This window comes from Variovorax glacialis (genome assembly GCF_051216375.1).
Classification (GTDB): Bacteria; Pseudomonadota; Gammaproteobacteria; order Burkholderiales; family Burkholderiaceae_C; genus Variovorax.
This window is the reverse complement of the sequence record NZ_JBPJZT010000014.1, coordinates 34926-57621: the sequence shown is the minus strand read 5'-3', so window position 1 is coordinate 57621 and position 22696 is coordinate 34926. Positions and strand designations below refer to the sequence as shown.

The 22696-nt window shown below is 64.6% G+C and carries 20 protein-coding genes and 1 pseudogene; 9 read left to right on the top strand and 12 right to left on the bottom strand.

Translation table 11 applies throughout. The annotated features are described in order from the left end of the window. Positions 1 to 135 precede the first annotated feature (135 nt). The 7 genes and pseudogenes from ACSFBL_RS27535 to ACSFBL_RS27505 form a co-directional block, all read right to left on the bottom strand. Positions 136 to 1080, bottom strand: a complete 945-nt coding sequence (locus ACSFBL_RS27535) for an AMP-binding protein (RefSeq protein WP_435519003.1) — start codon at positions 1078 to 1080, stop codon at positions 136 to 138. Next, positions 1058 to 1297, bottom strand: a pseudogene (locus ACSFBL_RS27530) (AMP-binding protein); the annotation flags it as partial. The pseudogene ACSFBL_RS27530 and the gene ACSFBL_RS27535, both read right to left, overlap by 23 nt. A gap of 136 nt (positions 1298 to 1433) precedes the next feature. After that, positions 1434 to 1829, bottom strand: coding sequence for a replication initiation protein (locus ACSFBL_RS27525; protein ID WP_435519083.1), 396 nt, complete (start codon positions 1827 to 1829; stop codon positions 1434 to 1436). A gap of 450 nt (positions 1830 to 2279) precedes the next feature. Continuing rightward, the gene (locus ACSFBL_RS27520) at positions 2280 to 3566 is read right to left on the bottom strand and encodes a porin (RefSeq protein ID WP_435519002.1); all 1287 of its coding nucleotides are present in this window, start codon (positions 3564 to 3566) and stop codon (positions 2280 to 2282) included. A 196-nt stretch (positions 3567 to 3762) separates the two neighbouring features. Beyond that, complete coding sequence (locus ACSFBL_RS27515) at positions 3763 to 4746, bottom strand: Bug family tripartite tricarboxylate transporter substrate binding protein (protein ID WP_435519001.1); 984 nt, start codon at positions 4744 to 4746, stop codon at positions 3763 to 3765. Positions 4747 to 4789: 43 nt separating this feature from the next. Continuing rightward, positions 4790 to 6439: a class I adenylate-forming enzyme family protein gene (locus ACSFBL_RS27510; RefSeq protein WP_435519000.1), complete on the bottom strand. Its 1650-nt coding sequence runs from the start codon at positions 6437 to 6439 to the stop codon at positions 4790 to 4792. Between the two features lie 70 nt (positions 6440 to 6509). Next, positions 6510 to 7442: a FadR/GntR family transcriptional regulator gene (locus tag ACSFBL_RS27505; RefSeq protein WP_435518999.1), complete on the bottom strand. Its 933-nt coding sequence runs from the start codon at positions 7440 to 7442 to the stop codon at positions 6510 to 6512. Here ACSFBL_RS27505 and ACSFBL_RS27500 point away from each other — a divergent pair. Further along, positions 7441 to 7830, top strand: a complete 390-nt coding sequence (locus ACSFBL_RS27500; protein WP_435518998.1) for a PaaI family thioesterase — start codon at positions 7441 to 7443, stop codon at positions 7828 to 7830. The genes ACSFBL_RS27505 and ACSFBL_RS27500 overlap by 2 nt on opposite strands. After that, entirely contained in the window at positions 7830 to 8654 is an 825-nt protein-coding gene (locus tag ACSFBL_RS27495) for a PaaX family transcriptional regulator (protein WP_435518997.1), read from the top strand. The genes ACSFBL_RS27500 and ACSFBL_RS27495 overlap by 1 nt, the downstream gene beginning before the upstream one ends. A gap of 1 nt (position 8655) precedes the next feature. Here the strand turns inward: ACSFBL_RS27495 and ACSFBL_RS27490 are convergent, their stop codons facing one another. Beyond that, a complete protein-coding gene (locus ACSFBL_RS27490; RefSeq protein WP_435518996.1) occupies positions 8656 to 10251 on the bottom strand; it encodes a class I adenylate-forming enzyme family protein in 1596 nt (531 codons plus the stop codon). Between the two features lie 5 nt (positions 10252 to 10256). Continuing rightward, positions 10257 to 11486, bottom strand: coding sequence for a CaiB/BaiF CoA transferase family protein (locus ACSFBL_RS27485; RefSeq protein WP_435518995.1), 1230 nt, complete (start codon positions 11484 to 11486; stop codon positions 10257 to 10259). 77 nt (positions 11487 to 11563) lie between these two features. On the opposite strand from ACSFBL_RS27485, the gene ACSFBL_RS27480 reads away from it, so the two are divergent. The 3 genes from ACSFBL_RS27480 to ACSFBL_RS27470 all read left to right on the top strand — a co-directional run bounded on the left by ACSFBL_RS27480 (position 11564) and on the right by ACSFBL_RS27470 (position 14569). Continuing rightward, entirely contained in the window at positions 11564 to 12418 is an 855-nt protein-coding gene (locus tag ACSFBL_RS27480; protein WP_435518994.1) for an enoyl-CoA hydratase/isomerase family protein, read from the top strand. Between the two features lie 20 nt (positions 12419 to 12438). Beyond that, positions 12439 to 13275, top strand: coding sequence for an enoyl-CoA hydratase-related protein (locus ACSFBL_RS27475; RefSeq protein WP_435518993.1), 837 nt, complete (start codon positions 12439 to 12441; stop codon positions 13273 to 13275). A gap of 232 nt (positions 13276 to 13507) precedes the next feature. Further along, positions 13508 to 14569 carry an MBL fold metallo-hydrolase gene (locus tag ACSFBL_RS27470; RefSeq protein ID WP_435518992.1) on the top strand — a complete coding sequence of 354 codons (1062 nt, stop codon included), beginning with the start codon at positions 13508 to 13510 and terminating at the stop codon, positions 14567 to 14569. 13 nt (positions 14570 to 14582) lie between these two features. On the opposite strand, the gene ACSFBL_RS27465 is transcribed toward ACSFBL_RS27470, so the two are convergent. Next, positions 14583 to 15476, bottom strand: a complete 894-nt coding sequence (locus ACSFBL_RS27465) for a PaaX family transcriptional regulator (protein WP_435518991.1) — start codon at positions 15474 to 15476, stop codon at positions 14583 to 14585. 97 nt (positions 15477 to 15573) lie between these two features. Further along, positions 15574 to 17217 carry an AMP-binding protein gene (locus ACSFBL_RS27460; protein WP_435518990.1) on the bottom strand — a complete coding sequence of 548 codons (1644 nt, stop codon included), beginning with the start codon at positions 17215 to 17217 and terminating at the stop codon, positions 15574 to 15576. A gap of 327 nt (positions 17218 to 17544) precedes the next feature. Here ACSFBL_RS27460 and ACSFBL_RS27455 point away from each other — a divergent pair, with 327 nt between their 5' ends. The 4 genes from ACSFBL_RS27455 to ACSFBL_RS27440 are packed head-to-tail and all read left to right on the top strand — an operon-like array spanning position 17545 to position 20890. Continuing rightward, on the top strand, positions 17545 to 18741 hold the full coding sequence (locus ACSFBL_RS27455; RefSeq protein ID WP_435518989.1) for a cytochrome P450: 1197 nt from the start codon (positions 17545 to 17547) through the stop codon (positions 18739 to 18741). Beyond that, positions 18738 to 19994, top strand: a complete 1257-nt coding sequence (gene boxA, locus ACSFBL_RS27450; protein WP_435518988.1) for a benzoyl-CoA 2,3-epoxidase subunit BoxA — start codon at positions 18738 to 18740, stop codon at positions 19992 to 19994. Before ACSFBL_RS27455 ends, boxA begins: the two co-directional genes overlap by 4 nt. Before the next feature lie 49 nt (positions 19995 to 20043). Continuing rightward, positions 20044 to 20268: a ferredoxin gene (locus tag ACSFBL_RS27445; protein ID WP_435518987.1), complete on the top strand. Its 225-nt coding sequence runs from the start codon at positions 20044 to 20046 to the stop codon at positions 20266 to 20268. 40 nt (positions 20269 to 20308) lie between these two features. Further along, positions 20309 to 20890: a DUF2889 domain-containing protein gene (locus ACSFBL_RS27440; RefSeq protein WP_435518986.1), complete on the top strand. Its 582-nt coding sequence runs from the start codon at positions 20309 to 20311 to the stop codon at positions 20888 to 20890. Between the two features lie 50 nt (positions 20891 to 20940). Here the strand turns inward: ACSFBL_RS27440 and ACSFBL_RS27435 are convergent, their stop codons facing one another. After that, positions 20941 to 22692 (bottom strand): GMC family oxidoreductase, encoded by a 1752-nt coding sequence (locus ACSFBL_RS27435; RefSeq protein ID WP_435518985.1) that lies wholly within the window; start codon positions 22690 to 22692, stop codon positions 20941 to 20943. Positions 22693 to 22696: the final 4 nt, after the last annotated feature.

Genomic DNA, 22696 nt, shown 5'->3' with positions numbered 1-22696 from the left:
TCACGAAGCTCGCTCCGGCGCGGACATAGCTGCAAGTGGTCGAGGCCACCGCGAAGCACCTGCGCAGCTTTCAGGGCCAACCACAACGAATCAAATGCTTCATCTAACACGAGCCGGTTCGAAATGCAGCTTGATTCAAGTTCGTTTTTGCCGGCTCAATAAAAGCAATTCAGCCGCGTCTTTCCGCGCCGAACGGCGACAGATTTCTTCCAGTTCCTCAATGACAACGTCGATGCGTCTCAGGAACCGTGCGCGGCTTCCGGGGGTGCCACGTGCGCTCAACGCCCATGTGAGTTCGGCCAAGCGTTCTTCCTGCGCACGACGTGCCCACGGCCGCAATTCGCAGTAGCAGAGAAGCGCAAGACGGCCCAGGGTCTCGTGGCGCCGGGCATAGGCCACCTCGGCCACGAGATCATCGAGGCCGAGCATCAGGTTTTCTTTAAGATCGCTCATGGTTGGTCGGGTCGAAGCGGTGGATTCGGTATGAGACGTCTCGCCCAGTTGCCGCGGCATGCCGGAGTCCGGGTCGGCGACCTTCACTTCCATCCAGGGTGCCGGCTGGCCGATCGTGGATGTCTGGCGGTCCAGGCTGTCGCCGGGATAGGTCTGGCTGACCACGCCACAGAGTTCAGTCTGGCCGAAGGTGATGGTGAAGCGACAGCCGAGCTCCCGCCGGGCCCGCTCGACAAGGCTGGCGGGTACCTGCGAGCCGCCACTCATGAGGGTGCGCAGCGAGGACACGTCACGCCGCGGCAGCTCCGGATGTTCCAGGATCTTGAGCACCATGGCGGGCACGGCGTGCAGGTGATTCACCCGTTCGCTCTCGATGATCGACAGCAAGCCACCCGGCTCGAATGCCGTCTGCAGAACAAATGTTCCGCGCGAGGTCATCGCCCCGAGCTGGCTGCCGGCGCAACCGCCAACATGGAACAGCGGCATCGCGGTGGCCCAGACGCCCCGTCGGGAAACTCGGCGCGCCGCGCCGCAAAGCGGGATGCGTTGAGCAAGCCGCGGTGGTGCAGCCGCGCACCCTTGGGTTTGCCCGTGTGACCAGCACCAGGCCCGCCAGGCTCGCGCCATGTTGCAGCAGGATCCACTCGGCGCAGTTGGGAGCCCAGACGGCGATCCGATCGCCGACCGTGAAGCGGCGCAGCAGCGCGCGGGCGACCCGCTCGGCGGATGCCAGAAGGTCGACATAAGACCATCGGCGCGGCACGGCTCCCTCGGCGACCTCGACGAGGCCGCAGCGCTCGGGGACCTCTTGCGCAAGGCGGCGCAGGAGATCGCCAAAGCTCATGTCCAGCAGAGGACCACCGGGTATGGCAGCCCAGTGGGAGATGGTCAGACGGATGTCGAGCGTCATTATTGGATGACCCATTTATTTGGGTCACCCAATGTAGCCAGCGATATTCAGCCTGTCAAGCGGGAAGCCGCTACGAAGTGCTCGAGCGCCGCCGGGCCGCCGGATCGCGCACAGGCTCGGCGAAATCGCTCTTGATGCGCCGCTCCAAACCGTTGAGGCCGGCCTCGAATGCCTCGACGCCAAACTCCTTCATGAGCGGCTCCGCCTTCGCCGGATCGATCCCCAGCACCTCCGCCCGTCCGACCAGGGCCAGATCGACCGGCCGATCATGTTCGGTCATCAGCGAGCGCTGTCTCTTGCTGCCGACGCGAAACTGGAGCGCGGAGATGAATCGCCCGCTTTTGTACTCGACCATCTCGAGTTCGATATCGCTGATCTGGTTCAACTGAGCGATGGCCTTGTTGAGGACATCCCTCTTGAAAACTCGGCACTCGAAGTTGGCCGACCTCTCGGTGTCCGGGAGCAGCCGCGCAAGCGCTCCAGGCCGAGAAGGCCGCGCACCGCGATGCAGCCGCCACCTGGTCCCGCCAGCAGCAGCAGGGCCAGATCGAACTTGCGACCTTTCGAGAGAAAGCCGCTGGGCTAGAGCGCCGGGCGACCGACCTAGCCGCCCAGCTGCAACGCCAGCAAGAGCAGGCGGAGCGAGAGATTGCGCAACTGCACGAGAGTCAGGCAGCGACGGTCGCTGCGCTGCGCCGGATCGACGCTCAGGTGAAGGGCATCAAAGCAGCGCCGTCCGCGCGCGGTGGAAGGTCGTCCAAGTGAGGGTGCAATCAGCCGGCAACAGATCAGGGCACGCCGCGGCCTTGCCGATCCGGCACCGCAGCTATCACAAGGCCGTGATGCACATATAGGTTGGATCCCTGTCCGGCAATTCGCCTCGCCCAACTTCGCGGCATTGAGATCGCGAAGCGATCTAGAAGGCGTGGCGCAGCCCCACGTTGTAGCCCATCGACTCCCTCGGCACGGCTGCGCCGCCCAACCCAGGCACCGTGCCGGTATAAAAGAAGCTGTTGTTGGGCAGACCACTCGTCGGTGAACCCGCGACGGCGAGCGCGGATCCATTCTTGTTCTTCAGGTAAGCGGCTGTTGCGTAAAGCGCCGTACGTTTCGACAGGTTGTACACATACCCCAGGGCGAATTGATCCGCTTTCGGGTCTGGATTCACACTGAGAAAATTCAGGTTCACATTGTTGTACTTCACCACGGAGTACGAGGCCCGAATCAAGCCGACCCCGATCGGAACCGTGACGCCGAGAAGGCCCCCGTCGGCTCCGGGCTTCGTCAGGCCGAACGGGTTGAAGACGTTTTCCGCCAGTGCGGTGTCCTGCTTGCTGCTCGCATACTCCGCGAACACCTTCGCAACGCCGAAGTCGTAGGAGGCGCCGACGCTCCAACTGTCGAGCGATGTGGTGCTGCCGGCGTAGTAGTTCGAACCCGTGGTGCTTTCTGAATAAGAGGCCGCGACGTCGAGAGCGCCGCTGACGTAGCCCATCCGAGCGCCGATGTAGCGTCCTGCGCGTGCGTTGTCTGCGACGAGAGCGAGCGACGGAGCGGCCACCACGGCGGCAACTCCTGGAGGCGTAGTGCCGCCGGGGGCGTAGCTGGTTCTTTCGTTGAAGGCATACATGAACTGACCGTAGAGTCCGCCCAAATCGGGTGGGAGGAAGTAGCCGATCGAGTTGCTCGACCGAACGTAGTTCGTGTTGGTGGTGAATCCGCTGCCGGGAACGCCGAGGTTGCTGCCGCCGTTCGCAACGAAAACCAGGCTGGTGCCGACGCCGTTGCTGTTAAATGGATCAAAAACACTGTCGTTCCAGAAGCCCGGCGAATAGTCGCGGCCCAACCTTACCTCACCGAAGACGCCCGACAGACTGACGGTCGATCGACGGTTGAAACTCAGCGCACCACCGGTCGCGAAGCCGGTGCCGGTGTCGTTGTTGAGACCGGCTTCCAGCCAGAAGCTGGCAGCCAAGCCGCCTCCCAGATCCTCTGTACCGCGAAAGCCGAGTCGGCTCGAGTTGTACCCAGAGCTCCCGACGACAGTCTGACTCTTGGTAATCTTCACCCCCGCCGGCGTCTCGGACTGGTTTCTGTAGCCACTGACATTGGCGTCGACCACCCCGAACAAGGTGACCGACGACTGGGCGGAGGCGTGGCCGGATGCGACCAGTGCGGCGGCGACGAACAGGGATCTCTTCATTGAAATTGGCTCCGTGGCTAATAAAATTAGGTTTGACTGACCACGCTTTATGCGTGGTGCGTCAGGGGATGGCCTTCATCACGCGGCGCGCGACCTGGTCGTCCAGCGCCAGCGAGCGTTCGAACTCCTTGGGCGAATGAAGCTCCGGGAAGATGCCCTGAGATGGGCACACCCGAGCGCAGGGCCCCCATCGCCCCTACTTGCTTCTGTTCAGAGAGAGGCGGCTGAGCTTGCGCGACGTGTCCGCGTCGTGCCTCAGTGCCTGCGCGAACTCTTCGGGCTTCAGAAGCTCGGGAACCATGTACTGCCGGGTCATGAACGCCGCCATGCGTTTGGACTCGGCCGCCTTGGCAATTTCCGCGTAGATGCCTTGCACCTTGTCGGGGGGCGTGCCTGCTGGTGCGAAGAATCCATACCAGACGCCCGCTTCGAAGTCCTTTTGTCCCAAGGCCTCGGCCAAGGTGGGAACGTCCTTGAAGTCCGGCAGCCGTTGCCGTGAACCCACTGCCAGTGCTGTCAGCGTTCCGCCTCTGATGTGCTGGGCCGCAGCCGTGACGGATACCAGGCTTACCAGCACATTGCCGGAGATCACATCCGTCAGGGCCTGGCCAGTGGACTTGTACCGGATCTCCTCCAGTTGAAGTCCGGCCGCCTGATTGAGCAGTTCGCCGAAGATCTGGCCCGGTGAACCCGCACCGGCCGACGCGTAACTCGCCGCCTTCGGGTCCTTGCGAACGAAGGCCTTCAGCTGCTCGAGATCGCGAATCGGCGACTTGCTCGATGTGACGAGCACCAGGGGTACCGAGCCGACTCGGGCCACGGGCGTGAAGGAGGTCAATGCGTCGTAGGGCGGCTTCTCGAACGTGAAAGGCGAAGTGACGAAGGGCGGGTTGGCCGTGAACAACAGAGTCTGACCGTTTGGCTGCGCGCGCATGGCGAACTGCGTGCCGATCACTCCCGCTGCACCTTCGCGGTTCTCGACAATGACAGGTTTATTCACCTGCCCCTGGAGGATCTCGGAAAATTCCCGCCCGAGCAGATCCAGGCCATTGCCCGGGGAATAGGGAACGACGATGCTTATCTTGTCGCCGGTCGGCAATTGGGCAGCGACCGGCGTCAAGGTGAGGGCAGCGGCACATGCGAATGCGGCCCCGATGGTTCGAAGGTTGTTGGTGGTCATCAGGTGTGTCTCCGTCTTTTTCCGAGGATCGCGTCCTCGAATGTCATGCCGCCTTGGCCCGTTCGGGCTTCTCGAAAGGCTGGGGTGTGAGGGCGCCGGTCTTGATCTGTTCCTTCAGCGCGAACTTCTGCACCTTTCCGGAGGGGGTGGTCGGAAAAGCATCTACATAGAACCAGGCCGCGGGTGTCTTGTAAGCGGCGAGTCGCGATCTGCAATGGTGGTGCAACTCGAGCGTCGTGGGCGGCCGCATGCCGGTGCGAAGGCGCAGCGCGGCGGCGACGATCTCGCCCCACTGAGGATCGGGAAGGCCCACGACGCTGACCTCGTGGACCGCGGGATGAATCAGCAAGGCATCCTCGATCTCGCGCGGATAAATGTTTTCGCCGCCGCGGATGATGCAATCCTTCAGTCGGCCGGTGACGCGCAGATAGCCGGCGCTGTCCATGCAGGCGAGGTCGCCGGTGCGCAACCAGCCATCGGTCGTGATCGCCGCATCCATGTCGGACGTCAGGTTGTAGTAACCGTGCATGACCTGGTAGCCACGGGCCCAGATCTCGCCGGTCTCGCCCAGTTGCCGCGGTATGCCGGAGTCCGGGTCGGCGACCTTCACTTCCATCCAGGGTGCCGGCTGGCCGATCGTGGAGGTCTGGCGGTCCAGGCTGTCGCCGGGATAGGTCTGGCTGACCACGCCACAGAGTTCGGTCTGGCCGAAGGTGATGGTGAAGCGACAGCCGAGCTCGCGCCGGGCCCGCTCGACAAGGCTGGCGGGTACCTGCGAGCCGCCACTCATGAGGGTGTGCAGCGAGGACACGTCACGCCGCGGCAGCTCCGGATGTTCCAGGATCTTGAGCACCATGGCGGGCACGGCGTGCAGGTGATTCACCCGTTCGCTCTCGATGATCGACAGCATGCGACCCGGTTCGAAGGTCGTCTGCAGAACAAATGTTCCGCGCGAAGTCATCGCCCCGAGTTGGCTGCCGGCGCAACCGCCAACATGGAACAACGGCATCGCCGTGGCCCAGACGCCACCGTCGGGAAACTCGGCGCGCCGCGCCGCAAAGCGAGATGCGTTGAGCAAGCCGCGGTGGTGCAGCCGCGCACCCTTGGGTTTGCCCGTGGTACCAGAGGTGAACTGGATTTGTGCGGTGTCCGTTGGCTGTACCTCTGGCAGCATGATCGCGGGGTCGCTGGTCGCCACGAAGGCGTCCCACGCGGAGAACGCCGTCGCCTCGCGCAGTTGCGGCAGCTCATCACGCAGTTGGTGCACGACTTCGCTCATGTCCGTCCCGCGGTAGGCGTCGCAGTGAAAGATGCCGGCGGCGCCAGAGGCGTCCAATACGTGCCGCAGCTCCTCCTTCAGGTACGCGGGATTCACGGTGACCAGCACCAGGCCCGCCAGGCTCGCGCCATGTTGCAGCAGGATCCACTCGGCGCAGTTGGGAGCCCAGACGGCGATCCGATCGCCGACCGTGAAGCGGCGCAGCAGCGCGCGGGCGACCCGCTCGGCGGATGCCAGAAGGTCGACATAAGACCATCGGCGCGGCACGGCTCCCTCGGCGACCTCGACGAGGCCGCAGCGCTCGGGGACCTCTTGCGCAAGGCGGCGCAGGAGATCGCCAAAGCTCATGTCCAGCAGAGGACCACCGGGTATGGCAGCCCAGTGGGAGATGGTCAGACGGATGTCGAGCGTCATTATTGGATGACCCATTTATTTGGGTCACCCAATGTAGCCAGCGATATTCAGCCTGTCAAGCGGGAAGCCGCTACGAAGTGCTCGAGCGCCGCCGGGCCGCTGGCGTCCTTCGTGCCGGCTTGGCCTCACCGGCGCGCTTGCCGGCTTCAGCGAGGTAGATCTTCTGAAGGCCCAGCAAGTGCTCGCGCATGCGATGGGCGGCGGCATCGGCGTCGCGCGCTCTCAACTCCGCCAGCAGCTTGTGGCGGAAGGGCATCACGGTCGGCGTGGAGGTGCGCAGAAAATCCTCCACGAACTTCTGCGTGATCGCCATGACCGAATCGGTGACGATTTCCAGCAGCGGGTTGTGCGTCATCGCTGCCAGCAAGCGGTAGAACTCGAGGTTGATCCTTGTACGCAAGGGCTCGTCGCCCGCCCGCACGGCCTCCTCCGCCGCCTCCACGTTTCGTTCGAGTGCATCGAATTCCTCGTCGGTACCGCGCTTGCAGGCTAGCCGCACCACCTCCACGCCAATGAGGATGCGCGTCTCCGTCAAGTGAGAGGGCTGGATCGTACCCAGCGAGTAGAGGTCCACGAGCCCTGCCCGGACGGCATCGCCGCCACCTTTGCGGATGAACGCCCCCCCGGTGGCGCCCTTCTTCATCTGAAGCAATCCGCTGTCGACCAGCGAGCGCAGGGCCTGACGCACCGAGTTGCGGCTGACACCGAACTGTTCCGCCAATTCGCGTTCCGACGGCAGGCGGTCGCCCGCCCTCAGACGCTGCGAGGCGACAGCGGCGCGGATCTGCGACTGGATGCCGTCGGCCGGACGCGACCCTTCCACGCGTTCGAAAGAAACGGCGCGCCCACTACGAGGTGCTGCCGTGCGGGTCGGTTTGGTCGGTGCTTGCATCAGCTCATCGTATTCGAACTCCCGACCCTCTCCCGACCTATCGCTACACAAGCCGATCCCATCGCCTTCGATGTGTATCATGTAAGGCCGCACACCGGAGCGCATCTGCATGACCACGACCTGGGAAATTCCGTTTGCCCGCCTGACCGGCGTCACGCTTTCCCCGGCGAGCGGTGGCCGCAGCCGCGGCTCGGTAGCGCTGCAGCCGCAGCACCTCAATTCGCACGGCGCCGCCCATGGCGGCCTCACCTTCACCTTGGCCGACACCTGCATGGGCGCTGCCTTGCGCTCGCTGCTCCAACCGACGCAGACCTGCGTGACGGTCGAGACGAAGATGAGCTACTTTCGCGCGGGCATGGGAACGACGATGGTTTCAGAGAGTGAGGTCGTGCACAAGGGTCGCACCATTGCCAGCATTCAGTGCCGCATCTTTGTCGACAGCAAGCTCATCGCCGCGGCGACGGGCACCTTCGCGATCCGAGGCAAGGCGGCGTCCTGATGGCCTCCGCCACGCCCGCCCCCGCCGCCAGCGCCCGCTCCCTGCTGCTCACGCTTCTGGGCGAATTCGTTCACCCCTCCACCGAACCGATCTGGACTTCGGCGCTGCTGCAGGGGTTCGCTGCCGTTGGCGTCGCCGAGAAGGCCGTGCGCCAGGCGCTCGCGCGAGCGGCCGCCGCCGGCTGGATCGAAGGCGGCCGGGACGGCCGGCAGGCGTGGTGGCAACTCGCGCCGGCTTCGACCACGTTGATCACCGAAGGGTCCCGGCGGGTCCGATCGCTGCGCCAAGCCGCACAGGACTGGCCCGGCACCTGGGTGGTGCTGCACATCACGCTCCCGGAAACGCGCCGTTCGGACCGGCTGCGGCTCTACAGGGCGCTCAGCTGGCTTGGATTCGGCAGCCCGACGCCGGGGTTGTGGATCTGCCCCCACGAAGACCGTGCTAAAGCGGCCGAAGCAAAGGTGGCGGAGCTCGAACTGGCCGCCCACACGATCGCCTTCCAGGCGCGAGGCATGGCCTTTGGCATCGGGCAGGCCGAGCTCGTCGCCCAGGCCTGGGACTTGGATGCGCTGGCGGCGCACTACCGCGAGCTGGAAGACCGCTTCTCGGCCGTGCGGCCGCGCAGTGAGGAGAGCGTGTTCGTCGCCCACGTGCAATTGGTGAACGAGCTGCAACGACTGCCGGGCGTAGACCCCGGTCTGCCGGCCAAGTTGCTGCCGCGCGACTGGGATGGCGAGCGCGTCACCCGCCGGCTGGAAGAACTGCGCACGCGCTGGCGCGACCAGGCACATGCGCATTGGCGCAAGCTCTGCGAAAGCGCCTGAGCTATCTCACCATCTCGCGCGCGTTCCACTGCGCAAGCAGTTCGCGCTTGGCGATCTTGCCCGATGCGTTGGTGGGTAGCGGCTCGAGGCGCAGCCACCAGCTCGAAGGCACCTGGAACCTGCCGAGCGATGCACTGGCGTGCGCCTCCAGGTCCTGCTCGGTCACCGCTGCGCCGGTCCGCAGCACAACCACGGCGCCGACTTCTTCGCCGAGGTCGGCATGCGGAAGCGGCACGACGGCAACCTCGACCACGGCGGGGTGCTGTTGCAGGCATTGCTCGACGTGTGCGCAGGCGACGTTCTCTCCCGCCCGAATCACGATGTCCTTGGAGCGGCCGCTCAGAATCAAGTACCCGTCCTCGAGGCGGCCAAGGTCGCCGGTGGCCACCCAGCCGTCGACGTCGGTGGTGGGTAACGGATCGCCCCAGCAACCCAGCGTGGCGGTCGGCGTGCGCGCCAGTATCTCGCCCACGCCATTCGCGTCGGGATTTCGGATGCGCAACTCCACAACCGGAAGCGGCTTGCCCACGCAGCCGGGGCGGCCCTGCACATCGTCCGCCGATCCGGCCGCAAGCACGCCGCCCGCCTCAGTGGAGCCAAAGAGGCTGCCCACGCTCTTCTTCACCCCCGGAAAGGCACGCTGCACCTTCTGCCGCAGCTCGGGCGAAATCGCCGCGCCGCCCATCGGAATCGAGCGCAAGCTGGAGGCGTCGTACTTGTCCAGCTCCGGGTACTCCAGCACGCGCGACACCATGGTCGGAATGCTGCCCCAGACGCGCACGCGCTCGCTCTGGATCAGGCGCAGAACGGCTTCGGGCTCGAATCGCCCCTGCAGCAGCACCAGCGTCCCGCCGGACAGCAGCGTGGAGACGCTGGTCTGGATGCCCGCCAGGTGGAACAGCGGCACCGTCAACAGGCTCACCGTGCCTTGGCTGTCAGGCGGCAACTCGTGTGGCATACGGCCGGTCAGCGCCAGCAGGTTCTGGATGTTCGCCACCACGCCTCGATGCGACATCAGCACGCCTTTGGCACGGCCCGAGGTTCCCGAGCTGAACATGATGATTGCCACCTCATCTTCATCGACCAACGGCAGCGTCAAGGCCTCCGGCACATCGGTTGCACCCACCACTGCTCGCAGGTCTTGCAGGTCGATGGCATCCGCGCGCCCCTGCAGCCCGCGCTTCGCCAACTGGTCCGCCACCACGGCCACGGGTGAGACATCCGACAAGCCCGCCGCGATCTCGGCGGGGCTCCACCAGGCGTTGGCAAGCACCGTCACTGCGCCCAGTGACTGCAGCGCCCAAAAGGCGGTCAGCCATTCGAGGCTGTTGTAGGCAAGCAGCACGACCCGATCGGCCTTACGCACGCCGCGTGCCTGCAGGTGCCGGGCCACCCGGCCGACGGCATGGGCGAAGCCGTCGAAGCTGAGACGACGGCCGCCTTCCACAGCGAAGGTTCGGCCGCTCCAGCGGCCGGCGTCTTGCAGGAGCGCCGCCACCGAGCGGGGCCGGTCCTGATAGACCCGGCAAGGGTATCCGTTCACTACGGTAGCCGTGATCTCACGGCCCCAAGTGCGGGGCATAGGCGTCGTGTGCATGCCGATTACTCCTGCGATGCGGCAGCTCCCAGCCGCCGGATTTGTTCGTCTGAAAAGCCAAGCTCGGTCAGCACTTCGGCCGTATGCTGGCCGGTCGCGGGCGGCGGTCGCACGCCGCTGCGCGCGGTGAAGTCGAAGCGGACTGGCGCATCCACCGACTTGCTGCCTTCCACCTCGACCCAGGCCCCGATGGCCTGCGCCTGCGCATCCTCCATCAAGTCGGCCGGAGTCTGCACCGGCGCCCACCAGACCTCGTGGGCATCGAGTTGCTGCGCCCAATGGGCCAAAGGTTGCGCGCCGAAGGCCTCGTCGAAAAGGCGGATCAAGTCGACGCTGTGGCTGGCGATCGCGCGGGCGTCTCGAAAGCGCTCGTCCTCCACCAGATCGGCGCGGCCGATCGCGCGCAGCACCGACGGCAGGTGCCGCTTGGCCTCGACGCCGACCAGGAAGAACCAGCGACCATCGGCGCAGCGATAGGAGTTGTACATCGGCGTGCGAGAGGTCTCGCGCGGCCGCGGCGGCTTGGGGTGCCCCCCCAATGCCTGCTGGCCCAACTCGCCACCGAGCGCCCACATGCCGGTGCGCATGAGGGAGGCTTCGACGAAACGGCCCTTGCCGGTCTGCTGGCGCTCCATCAGTGCTGCCAGGATGCCGCTCGCGGCCGCCATCGCCGTGAAGGCATCGCCAATGCCCTGCAGCAAGGCGGGAGGCGCAGTGCCGGCCGTGGTGATCTCGTGGGCAATTCCGGTGCGGCCGAAAAAGGCCGCGATGTCGTAGCCGGGCCGGTCCTGGTCCGGGCCGCCCCAGCCGTACGCGCTCACGGTGCAATACACCAGGTGCGGATGGCGCTCGCGCACCTCGGCCGCACCGAGGTTCAGGCGTTGCAGCGCGTCCGGGCGCAGATTGCTCACCAGCACGTCGGCCCGCGCGAGCAGCCGCTCGAATGCGTCGTGGCCCTCGGCCGTCTTGATGTCGATCTCGACCGAGCGCTTGCCCCGATTGGCCAGCGTGAATGCGCCGTTGGGGGTGCCGGCACGAGCGCCCATCTTGGAGAAGATCGTACGCATCGGCTCGCCGCCGGGCGGCTCCACCTTGATGACGTCTGCACCCCAGTCGGCAAGCAGGCCGCTCGTGAGCGGGCCGGCCATCCAGTGGGCGAACTCCACGACGCGCACGCCGCGAAGGGGTTGGACGCCGGCGTCGGGCGGCGGAGCATCAATGGAAGTTGAGTTCATGGGTTAATGCTACAAACCATAGACGTTCGTGTCAAACGTTGTATCATGTCGAACATACCAATCCAGGAGCAAGTGCAATGAGCGATGCAGTGATCGTCGAGAAGGATGGACCGGTGGCGCGGCTGGTCCTCAACCGCCCGGAGAAGCACAACGCGCTGCGATTCGACGACCTCGACATGCTCGTCGACGCCCTGCATGAAGCCGAGGACGACGACGCCATCAAGGTCATCGTGCTGAAGGGCAACGGGCCCTCCTTTTGCGCCGGCCACGACTACAACGATGCGCTGAAGTCCTACGGCCTCGAGCCGGCCGCCGACGGCAGCAAGCCGCGCCGACCGAGCCAGCGCACGCGTCTGCTGCGAGATCGCAAGCTCGGCATGAACTACATGGCGTTCCAGAATTCGATGAAGCCGGTGATCGCCCAGGTGCACGGGCATTGCACCGGCGTCGGCATGTATTTCGTGGAGCTGGTCGACCTGGCGATCGCCGCAGAAGACACCCACTTCAGTCATGCCGAGCAGCGGCTCGGCCTGGCCGGCAACACCTGGCACATGAACAGCCAGATCCTGATGTACGGAGCCAAGAAGGCGCGCGAACTGATGCTGCTGGGCGACAGCTTCGGCGGCCCCGAGGCGCACCGGCTCGGGCTGATCAACCTCTCGGTTCCGCAAGAGCAATTGGAGCCAACGGTAGAGTACTGGGCGCAGCGGATCTCGAAGCATGCACGAGACGCGCTGGTCACGGGCAAGGCGATGCACCAGATGGCGCTCGAAAGCCTGGGCGGAGCGCAGCAATTCACGCGCGGCTACGTCGGCCACACGCTGGGCACCAACCTGCGCTTCGAGCCCGACGAATTCAACTTTCTGCGCGAACGCGCGCAGGAAGGAACCACAGCCACCTTCAAGAAGCGCGATGAGCGCTTTGGCGATTGAACCCTTGCAAGGAGCACCCCATGGAACTGCACGTCACCGAATCCAGCGTCGCCGACGGCGTCGGCCTCGTCCGTTTGAAGCGGCCGGACCGCGGCAACTCGTGGACTCACCGCATGAACGCGGAGTACCGCTGGTTGATGAAGTCGCTGGATGAGAACTCGGAAGTTCGCGTCATCGTCGTCACCGGCGCCGGGCGCCAGTTCTGCGTCGGTGCCGATTTCAAGGCGCTGGAGCACCACAAGGACTCGAAAAGCGACTACGTCGCGCAATCCAAGCACGAAGAGATGGCCCGGCCCGGCCATGGCGTCCACGAAGAATTCGATCATGAGCTGGTATGGCACTGGGGCCTGTCCAAGCCCGTAATTGCCGCGGTGAATGGCGCATGCGCTGGCATCGCGGTCGCCCTCGCCGCCTTCTGCGATCTGCGCTACGCGGCAGCGGGCGCCAAGTTCACGACCTCCACCCCAAAGCTAGGTCTGCCTGCCGAATACGGCCTCTCCTGGGTATTGCCGCGCCTCATTGGGCTGAGCAACGCAGTCGACATCCTCTTTACGGGCAGGGTGTTGCTGGCCGAGGAGATGCGCAGCATGGGCTTTCTCCACGGCGTGTTGCCGGCAGAAGACTTCGAGGCGCAGGTGCTCGCTCGCGCCCGCGAGATGGCTACGAGCGTCTCCCCCATCGCGGTGAAGACCGCAAAGCGTCAGGTCTACGCCGAACAGATGCACCTTGAGCCGGGCCGGGCCGTGGAGGACTCGAAGCAGTTCACTGCAGCCCTTCTGAAGCTTCCCGACTTGAAGGAAGGCATTGCCGCAGCGCAGGAAAGGCGCAGCCCTCGGTTCCTGCCGTTGTCGGGGTAGTCGCGCCAGCGCTGCTCGCAGTCACTTTCCGAGCGCCCCAGGGGCGCGAGTTCGCCCCCAGTTTTAATACGCCATCCGATGCGGATTGCACGCAGCGAGGCGAACCTTGTAGACCTTTCGACTCCCAGGCCTCGCGGATTGACGAATGCTGGAAGCCACGCCGCAGCTTGGCAAAATCGCTGGTGTCTGCGTTGGCGGACCGAGCCTTGAAGGTGACAGCAACGGGAGTTTCATGAGCAACACCAAGACCGATGCAAAGCCAGTCTTGAAGTACCCCTTCAAGTCTGCGCCTGAACGCGGCAGCGTCCTCGAGGTGGCACCGGGCGTGCACTGGATCCGGATGCCGCTTCCATTCAAACTGGACCACATCAACCTCTGGGCCCTCGACGACGATGACGACTGGGCGTTGGTCGACACGGGCCTGCGCGACGAAGAGACCGCCAATGTCTGGCGCGAGTTGCTTGCCAACTATCCAAAGCGAGGCGCCCTGAAGAGAATCTTCGTCACGCACATGCATCCAGACCACGTCGGCATGGCCGGTTGGCTGACGCGCAAGCTGGGCGCGCGCCTGTGGATGACACGCCTCGAGTACCTCACGTGCCGCGTGATGGCATCGGACAGCGGACGAGAGGCGCCGCCGGAAGCCCTGGCCTTCTATCGCGAGGCAGGTTGGAGCGACAACGCGATCGAGTCCTATCGCGCCCGGTTCGGCAGATTCGGAAATCAGATCCACACGCTGCCCGACGCATTCGAACGCCTGAGCGACGGCATGGAATTGCGCATCAACGGCAACATCTGGCGCGTCGTCACGGGCAACGGACACTCACCCGAGCACGCCTGTCTTTATTGCCCAACGCTCAAGGTGCTCATCTCGGGCGATCAGGTGCTACCGCGCATTTCGTCCAACGTGTCCGTCATTCCGACGGAACCCAACGCCAATCCGATGGCCGACTGGTTGGCGTCGCTCGCGAAGATCCGTCGGGAAGTGCCGGACGACGTGCTTGTGCTGCCTGCGCACAACGACTGCTTCCACGGGTTGCACGCGCGTCTCGACTACCTGGCAACTTCGCAACACCGTGCGCTCAACGAACTCGAGACGACCCTTGGGTCGCCGCGACGCGCGGTGGATGTGTTCACCGCCCTCTTCGGGCGGCCCATCGACGAGTCCCAGATGGCGGTGTTCGGCATGGCCACGGGCGAAGGCATCGCCTGCCTCAACTACCTCGTTCACGCCGGACGCGCGGTCAAGACGACCGATGCCGAGGGCGTTGCATGGTACCGAAGGAGCGCATAGGACGGCGGCTCTGCTACACCGTCGGCACCACACCTGCAATCTCGTCCCAACGTTGATGGGCTTCTTCGCTCCACTGCTGCCGCAAGGTCTCGAGACGCGTGACCGCTTCTCTTCCGCCCCAGCGCGGCGGCAGAAGGACGAAGGGAAGCCCGGGATCGACAAATGGAACACGCTGCCACTCATTGACGAGCTGTACGTAGGTGAACAGCATTGAATCCCCCGAACTCGGACGCAGCCTCCCAAATCGAGTGAGCAGCATGTCATAGTGAACCGACACCGTGTCGAAGTTCCACGACCGGTCCACAACCTGCCGGTCGGTCATCCCCATCTGCGACGACGGCCCCAGGAATGCAAATGTGGTCGCCGAGATCTCCAGTTGTTGCAGCACCCGCCGGGCCTCGTCCTCGCGCTCCGAATGGGGGTTCACCCACAGGCCGGCGATCGGATTGCCGAAGCCAATCCAGTGCAGAGCCCGCGACACCTTCAGCTTGAGTGCCCGATCGGCTTCCGGTGACGCCATCACGAGCACCAGCCAGCGGCCATCCCATGGTGTGTTGCGCTGACTCATCGACAACACGCGTTGCGCACCTTCGTCGATGATGCGCCGACTCCGCTCGGTCAGCGTCCAGTAGGTCTGGCGACCCACCGGATGTGCATCGATCCAGCCCGTGGCAGAGGCCCTGGCAATCGCCTGTCGCGCCGATTTTTCGACGATGCCGGCGCCGACCAGCACATGCACCAGGGTCGAGGTCCAGACCGGCCGTCCGCGCGGCAGGACGAACTCGCCGAGCAGGGTTAAGAGCAGCGACCGGGCGCTACCCGGGCTGAGGCGCTCCGAAGGCGCCGCCGAAGGGGCGGCCTCGGACTGCCTGGATGATTTCTGTCTTGCTTGCCCTGCTGGCGGCATACCGTCCTCTCCGTCTGAACTTGTGGCGCAGCGGATTGTAGGAAGACCCGCCAGTGTTCCCCCCGCACGCGTCGCGACCGTGGGGCTAACCGCCCCTTCAGCCCCTGGCTTCGACGACGGCCGCCAGCGTCGCCAGTTCCCCGCTCAGGAGTTGCTCGCGCAGCACATGCTTCCTGATCTTTCCGGACGCCGTAAGCGGGAAGGCATCGACGAAGTGCCAGACGACCGGTGTCTTGTAGCTGGCGAGCCTTTCGCGACACCAGGCTCGCAACGCGTCTTCCGGCGGCGGCGATTGCGGCGCGGCCGGCCGGATGATCGCTACCACCACTTCGCCCCATCTTTCGTCCGGCACGCCGATCACGGTGGCATCGCCGACGGCCGGGTGTCCCGCCAGCACCTCCTCGATCTCACGCGGATAGATGTTCTCGCCGCCGCGGATGATCATGTCTTTCAACCGGCCGGTGACCCGCAGGTAGCCCTGCGTGTCCATCAGGCCCAAGTCGCCGGTGTGCAGCCATCCCCCGTCGCGCAAGGCCATGGCCGTGGCCTCGGGCATGTCCCAGTAGCCGGTCATCGCCTGGTAGCCCCTAACGCAGATCTCGCCCGGCGTTGCCGCCGGCAAGATCTCGCCGGACAGCGAATCGCCGATCTTCATCTCGAGATGCGGCAGGGGCGTGCCCACTGTTTCGGACTGCTGCAAAGGGGAGTCTGTAAGTCGTGTTTGCGTGAAGACGCCGTTGCCTTCGGTCTGACCGAAGAGGATGGAGAACTCACAATCGAAGGCCTCCATCGTCCTGCGCACCAGCGCCGCGGGAACGACAGCGGCCCCGGACAACACGGTTTTCAGGCTCGATAGGTCCCTGTGTTTGCAGTCCGGATGCTCGAGCATCGCGAGAATCATGGTGGGCACCAGCAGCGCGATGCTGCCGCGCTCGCTCTCCAAAATCTCAAGCATCTGGCCTGCATCGAACGCGGGCAAGAGCACAAAGGTGCCACGTTGAGCCAGCGCACCGATCTCGGTCACGGCACAACCGCCGACGTGGAACAGTGGCATCGCGTTGATCCAGACGCCGCCAACGGGAAACTCCGCCCGCAACGCCACGAACCGCGACGCGTTCACGATGCCCCGATGATGCAAGCAAGCGCCCTTCGGGAAACCGGTGGTGCCCGAGGTGTACTGGATCTGCACCGTGTCGCCGGGCGCGACACGAGGTAACTGCACGTCGGGCTGCGCTTGGGCGATGAAGCCATCCCACGACGAGAACGAGATGGCGTGTCGAAGCTGAGGGAGGCGCTGCCGCACCGCCTCGACGCCCACCTTCATGTCGTTCTTCCTGTACACGTCGACGTGAAAGATGCCGCTCGCGCCGGAGGTCCTGAGCACGTGCTCCAGTTCGTCAGGCAGGAAGGCCGGATTGACCGTCACCAACACGATGCCCGCCAGGCTTGCACCATGCTGCAGGAAGATCCATTCGGCACAGTTCGGCGCCCAGACGGCCACGCGTTCACCCGGCGCAAAGCGCCCAAGCAAAGCACGCGCGGCGCTTTCGGCGCCCTCGAGCAGTTCGCGATAAGACCAGCGCCGCCGCTCCGACGGCACGGGTGTTCCTTCAACCAGTGCGATGCGGTCCGGGACTTCGGAAGCGACCTGCCGCAACAGATCGCCCAGCGTCACATCGAGCAGGTCCTGGGAAGTGTCCGCAGGCCAGGAGGAAGGTCTTGACTCAGTGCCAATCGTCATGCAACAGCCTCCGTCGAAGCGTGTGAAAAGGCCACCAAATGCGGCGCCGGGGGCTGCCCCGCAGCGGTACCAAAGTTCGATCTCATCGTTGTCTCCTCTTTCGGGTCTCGACTACATACTACATACATAAACTGTTTTTTGCTTGTCATGTAGTATGACTATCCTTCCGATTCGTCGTCAATAGCCCATTTTTCAGAGTGCTTTTCGGTGCAATCGGCATGCCTTGACTTTCCCATCGGCTGATTTCATACTACACGACTAGTATTTATATGATCTTGTATGTAGTATTAACGATAACGCAGCACCTGCGACTGAAAGGCAAGCGACATGAATAATCAAGCAACGCATGTTCACGATGGCTACGACATCTACGGGGCGGAGTTCGCGAAGGACCCGCACGCGGTCTGGGAAGCGATGCGTCGCGGCGGCTGTCCGGTCGCGCACAGCCAGCTGGGCGGCGGGTCGTGGATGGTCACGAAGTACAACGACATCCGCGACATCACCCAGGATCCGGAGCACTACTCGTCGCGTGCCATCGAAGTTGCCGGCCCCGTTCCGCCCATCGGGCGCGAACTGTTCATGCCGCCCCTGACGTCGAATCCGGAAGACCACAAGGCGCACCGCGACCTGCTGGCGCCCTACTTCACGCCCGACCGGGTGGCCCAGCTGGAGCCCTTTGTTCGCGAGGAGGCACGACAGCTCGCACAGGCCATCGCCGATCGTGGCCACGGCGATGCCGTCTCCGACTTCTCGATGCCGCTGGCGCTGGCCGTGATCACCAAGATCCTGCAAGTGCCTGCCGATGCGCGCGAGCGCTTCGTGGACTGGGTGGTTCGGCTGATCCGGCTCGGGCCGCTCGATCAGGCCGTGCGCAGCGCCGTCATCCAGGAAAAACTGCAATACCTCGAACAGTTGCTGGAGGAACGCACGCGCAATCCAGGCGACGACATCATCAGTTACCTCGGGCATGCCACGCTTGACGGCCAGCCGCTGTCCCGAAAGCACAAGCTGGGTAGCCTCTTTCTGCTGGTGCTGGCGGGTGCCGACACGACCTGGAGCGCAATGGGCGCCAGCCTGTGGCACCTCGCATCGCACCCCGAGGATCGCGCGACGCTGCTGGCCGATCCGGGCATCATGCGAACCACCGCCATCGAGGAACTGCTGCGGGCCTACGCGCCGGTGTCGATCGCGCGCCTGGCCAGCGAAGAGGTCGAACTGCACGGACGCTGCATCGCCGCACAAGAGCGCGTAATTCTGCCGCTGGCTGCCGCCAATCGCGACCCGGAAGTCTTCGAGGATCCCGATGTCGTCAAGCTCGATCGCAAACGCAACAGGCACCTCACCTTCAGCTCCGGTCCGCATCGGTGCCTGGGATCCAACGTGGCGCGGCTGGAGCTTCGCATCGCGCTCGAGGAATGGCTGCGTGTCATGCCGCATTTCCATCTGACCGATCCGGATGCCGTGGAATGGAGCACCGGACAGACCCGTGGCCCCGAGCACGTTCACATCGGAGTGGACCAATGACCCCCACCGCTTGCGCGACGCAGACGGCTTCCATATCCAAAGTGGCCGTCATGCGGCAGCATCTGATCGACCCCGAGGCCTGCATCCGGTGCAACACCTGCGAGGAGACCTGCCCGCACGGCGGCATTGTCCACAACGACGACAACTACGCCGTGCTGTTCGACGTCTGCATCGGCTGCGGCAAGTGCCTCGAGCCTTGCCCGACAGGTGCCATCGCCAATTGGCGTGAAGTCGATTCGGCTTACAGCGTCGAAGAGCAATTCAGTTGGTCGCAACTTCCGGCACAGCAGGCGGGGCTCGCGATCGACAGCACGGATGCGGCGCTCACGCCCCCGTCGACGATCGAGTCGATGGTCGTGCCATCCGCACCGCTCGTACGCGATACGACGGAGACCTTGGCAGTCAAGCCGGCCGCGCCCGCCTCCGCAAGCCGCCCGGTGGTCAATGCCTTCAAGCGAAACCAGCCGGCCATGGCAACGATCGCGGCCAATGTCAGGCTGACGTCCCCGGAATCCGATACCGACGTCCGCCACATCGTGCTGCGGTTTGCCGATGGCACGTTCCCAGTGCTGGAAGGCCAGAGCCTCGGTATCGTCATGCCGGGTGCCGACGGCCAGGGCAAGCGCCATGCGGTGCGGCAGTACTCCATCGCAAGCCCTCGCAGCGGCGAGGCCGGCGAGCCGAACACGTTGGCCCTGACGGTGAAGCGCGTCCAGGATGGTTTGTGTTCGAACCACCTGTGCGACCTGGCCGAAGGCGCTCGCGTCGACGTGACCGGCCCCTTCGGCGCCACCTTCTTGATGCCCAACGACCCAGCCGCCAACATCCTCATGGTCTGCACTGGCACCGGTGTGGCCCCCTTCCGCGGCTTCATCGAACGACGTCGGCAAATGGCATCGGATTCGTCGTCGGGCAGGCTCATGTTGTTCTACGGTGCGCAAACGCCACAGGCGATGCCCTACGGCAGTTACCTGGAAGACCTGCCCGCCGACACAGTGCTTCGCAACTTCTGCTACTCGCGGCTGGAAGACCGCCCGAAGACCCACGTCCAGCAGCGCATCCGTGCGTCCGCGGCGCCGGTGTCAGCCCTCTTGCGCGACGACCTCACCCATCTCTACCTCTGTGGATTGAAGGGCATGGAGCAAGGCGTCGAGGAGGCCCTGGCCGAGGTCTGCGCCACTGCCGGCATCGACTGGAATCGCGTTCGCGACCGGATGCGCGGCGCGGGTCGCTATCACCTCGAGACTTATTGAGCGGCCACTCCAGCTCCAGCAACCGCTGCCATCACATGAAAGCCACACCATGAAACTGCATGCCTCTGCCGACCTCTGCCAAGGCCACAACAACTGCATCCGGATCGCACCCCAACTGTTTCAACTCGACGTGTCCGGCTACGCCAGCGCGCGCCTGGCGGCCATTCCGGTCGCGCTCGAAAGCCTCGCCGAACTCGCGGCAGACAACTGTCCCGAATGCGCGATCGAGATCATTCGCGAAGCGGTGCGCGAGGTGGGAAACGGCCAACGTTGAGTTTAATCAAGCCATTTCCCGAATCGCACTGGAGACCCGAATGTCCTTGCCCACGCCGGTCGAACGTACGCCGCTGCACACGCGAAAGATCACCTTCCAGGGATACTACCGGGAAGACGGACAATGGGACATCGAAGCCGAACTGACGGATGCCAAGGCCTACCCCTTCACCTCGCCGGGCCTGGGCACCCTCCCCCCGGAGACGCTCATCCACAACATGGCGATCCGCACCACGCTGGATGAAACGCTGACCATCCGCGAAATATCCGCCACGATGAATGGCAAGCCCCAAACGGAATGTGCGCTGGCGACCCATCCGATGCAGCAACTCGTGGGCTGCACAATGGGACCGGGCTGGCGCGCCACGCTCGAAAAGCATCTTGGCGGCATCAAGGGCTGCACGCACCTGCGCGAACTGATGTTCAACATGGCCACCGCCGCCTTCCAGACGATTCCCACGCACCACGAACTGCTGCGCGGGCAAGCCGACGAGCCCGTCGCCGATGCTGCTCGGCCGCCCTACCACCTCGGCAAGTGCATGTCGTGGGACTTCAATGGGCCGCTCGTCAAGGCACACTTTCCGCAATACCAGGGGTGGCAGCCGCTGACCCGGATGAAGTAGGTATTGGCCGCCTCGTCAGACTTCGGGGCCAGCCACACGCGCGTGCAGGATCACGGATGTGCAACCATCGTTGAAGTCGCCGCCACTGCGCGCGTTGGCTTGCGGGCCTTCGCGTCAGCGAGTTCACCCAGCATCCCTGCTGCGATCTTCTCCGCCACCATGATGGTGGGTGCATTGGTGTTGGCGCCGGGAATCACCGGAAAAATGGATGCATCCACCACCCGCAACTGCTGAATTCCGTGGACGCGCCCTTCGTGGTCCGTCACCGCGCCAGGATCGTTCGCACTGCCCATTCGGCAGGTGCAGGACACATGCCAGACGCCGGCGCTGGACTTGCGGACATAGGTGCGAAGGAGTTCCGGGTCGTGCAGCAGGTCGGCCACCGGAGGCGCATCGCTGATCAACTTCTCGAACAGGAACTTGCGCAGCGGTGCGGGGCCGTCCAGGCAAGCGGCCAGGACATCGGTCAGCACCTTGTTTCGCTTGCTGAGCATGCCGATCTGGCGCACCTTCTCGCCATAGGAGGCGAGGAAAGGATGCTCGGTGATGGAACCCAGCGCACTCGATGCCTGCAGCGCGGCCATGCGCACGAACCCATAGGTCAGGCGCTCGACATCCCTCTGGTCCGAAAGCATGCCGAGCGAAACGTTCGGGAATTGCCGCCAATCGGGCGAGTCGAGCGTGACTTCGCCCGTCGCGGAGAACGGGTTGTTGATGTAGGTCAGCAGCGTCCCGATTCGCTCGCCCACGGCATGCCACGATGTCTTGGTCACGCCCAGCATGAGCATGTCGCCTGACGGCGCGCCGCCGATGCCCGACGAGTACCTGCATCCGACGCGGATGTGATGCCGGGTCGGACCGCTGATCCGATGCGCCCGCTTGATGAACGACGCCAGCGCGATGGACGGATGCTCCATCAGGTGCTTGCCAACGCCCCCGAGTGCCTTGATGACCGGCGTTCCCAGCCTGGCCAGTTCGTCGCCCGGCCCGATGCCGGAGCGCAACAGGATGGCAGGCGAATGAATGGCACCTGCAGAAAGAATGACCTCCCTCGCGTGCACCGGCACCTGCTGGTCTCGCGTTTGCAGTTGGACGCCTGTGCATCTCGAACCATCGAACATCAACCGGGTCGCCGTGGTCTCGGTGGCGATCGTGAGGTTCTGGCGGCCGCGCACCTCCGCGGTGAGATAGGCGGTCGCCACCGACACCCTCTTCTCGTCCTTGTTGGAGAGTGCGATCGGAAAGTAGCCGTCCGTGAATGCGCCGTTCTGGTCCTCGAGGTACTTGAAGCCCTGGGATTCGAAGGCCTTGCCGACTGCCTTCGCATGCCCGGGCCAGGTCTGCGGAAAGATGCGCCGGACCTGGATCGGCCCTGCCTTGCCATGCAGTTCGCCAGAGAAATCGAGATCTGTCTCCGCCTGGCGAAAATAGGGCAGCACGGTGTCCCAACGCCAGCCTGCGGCGCCACGCCGTTCCCATTCGTCATAGTCCGCGGGCGAACCTCGGTTGAAGAACTGGCCATTGATGGACGAGCCGCCGCCCAGTATCTTCGCCTGATCGTACTTGCCCGGCGGGCGGTCTGCGGTCGGTCGCGCTCGCAATCCAGCCCACATGAAGCTGGGGTTGAGGTAGGCCGTGCCGGGATAGCTGTCGAGAATCGACGGCGGGATGTTGTCGAGCGGAAGGTCCTGACCGGCCTCGCAGAGCAGCACGTGAACACCGGGCGACTGAGAAAGCCTTGCCGCGAGGACGCAGCCTGCCGAGCCGCCTCCCACAATGATGTAGTCGTATTGGGAGTGCATGACC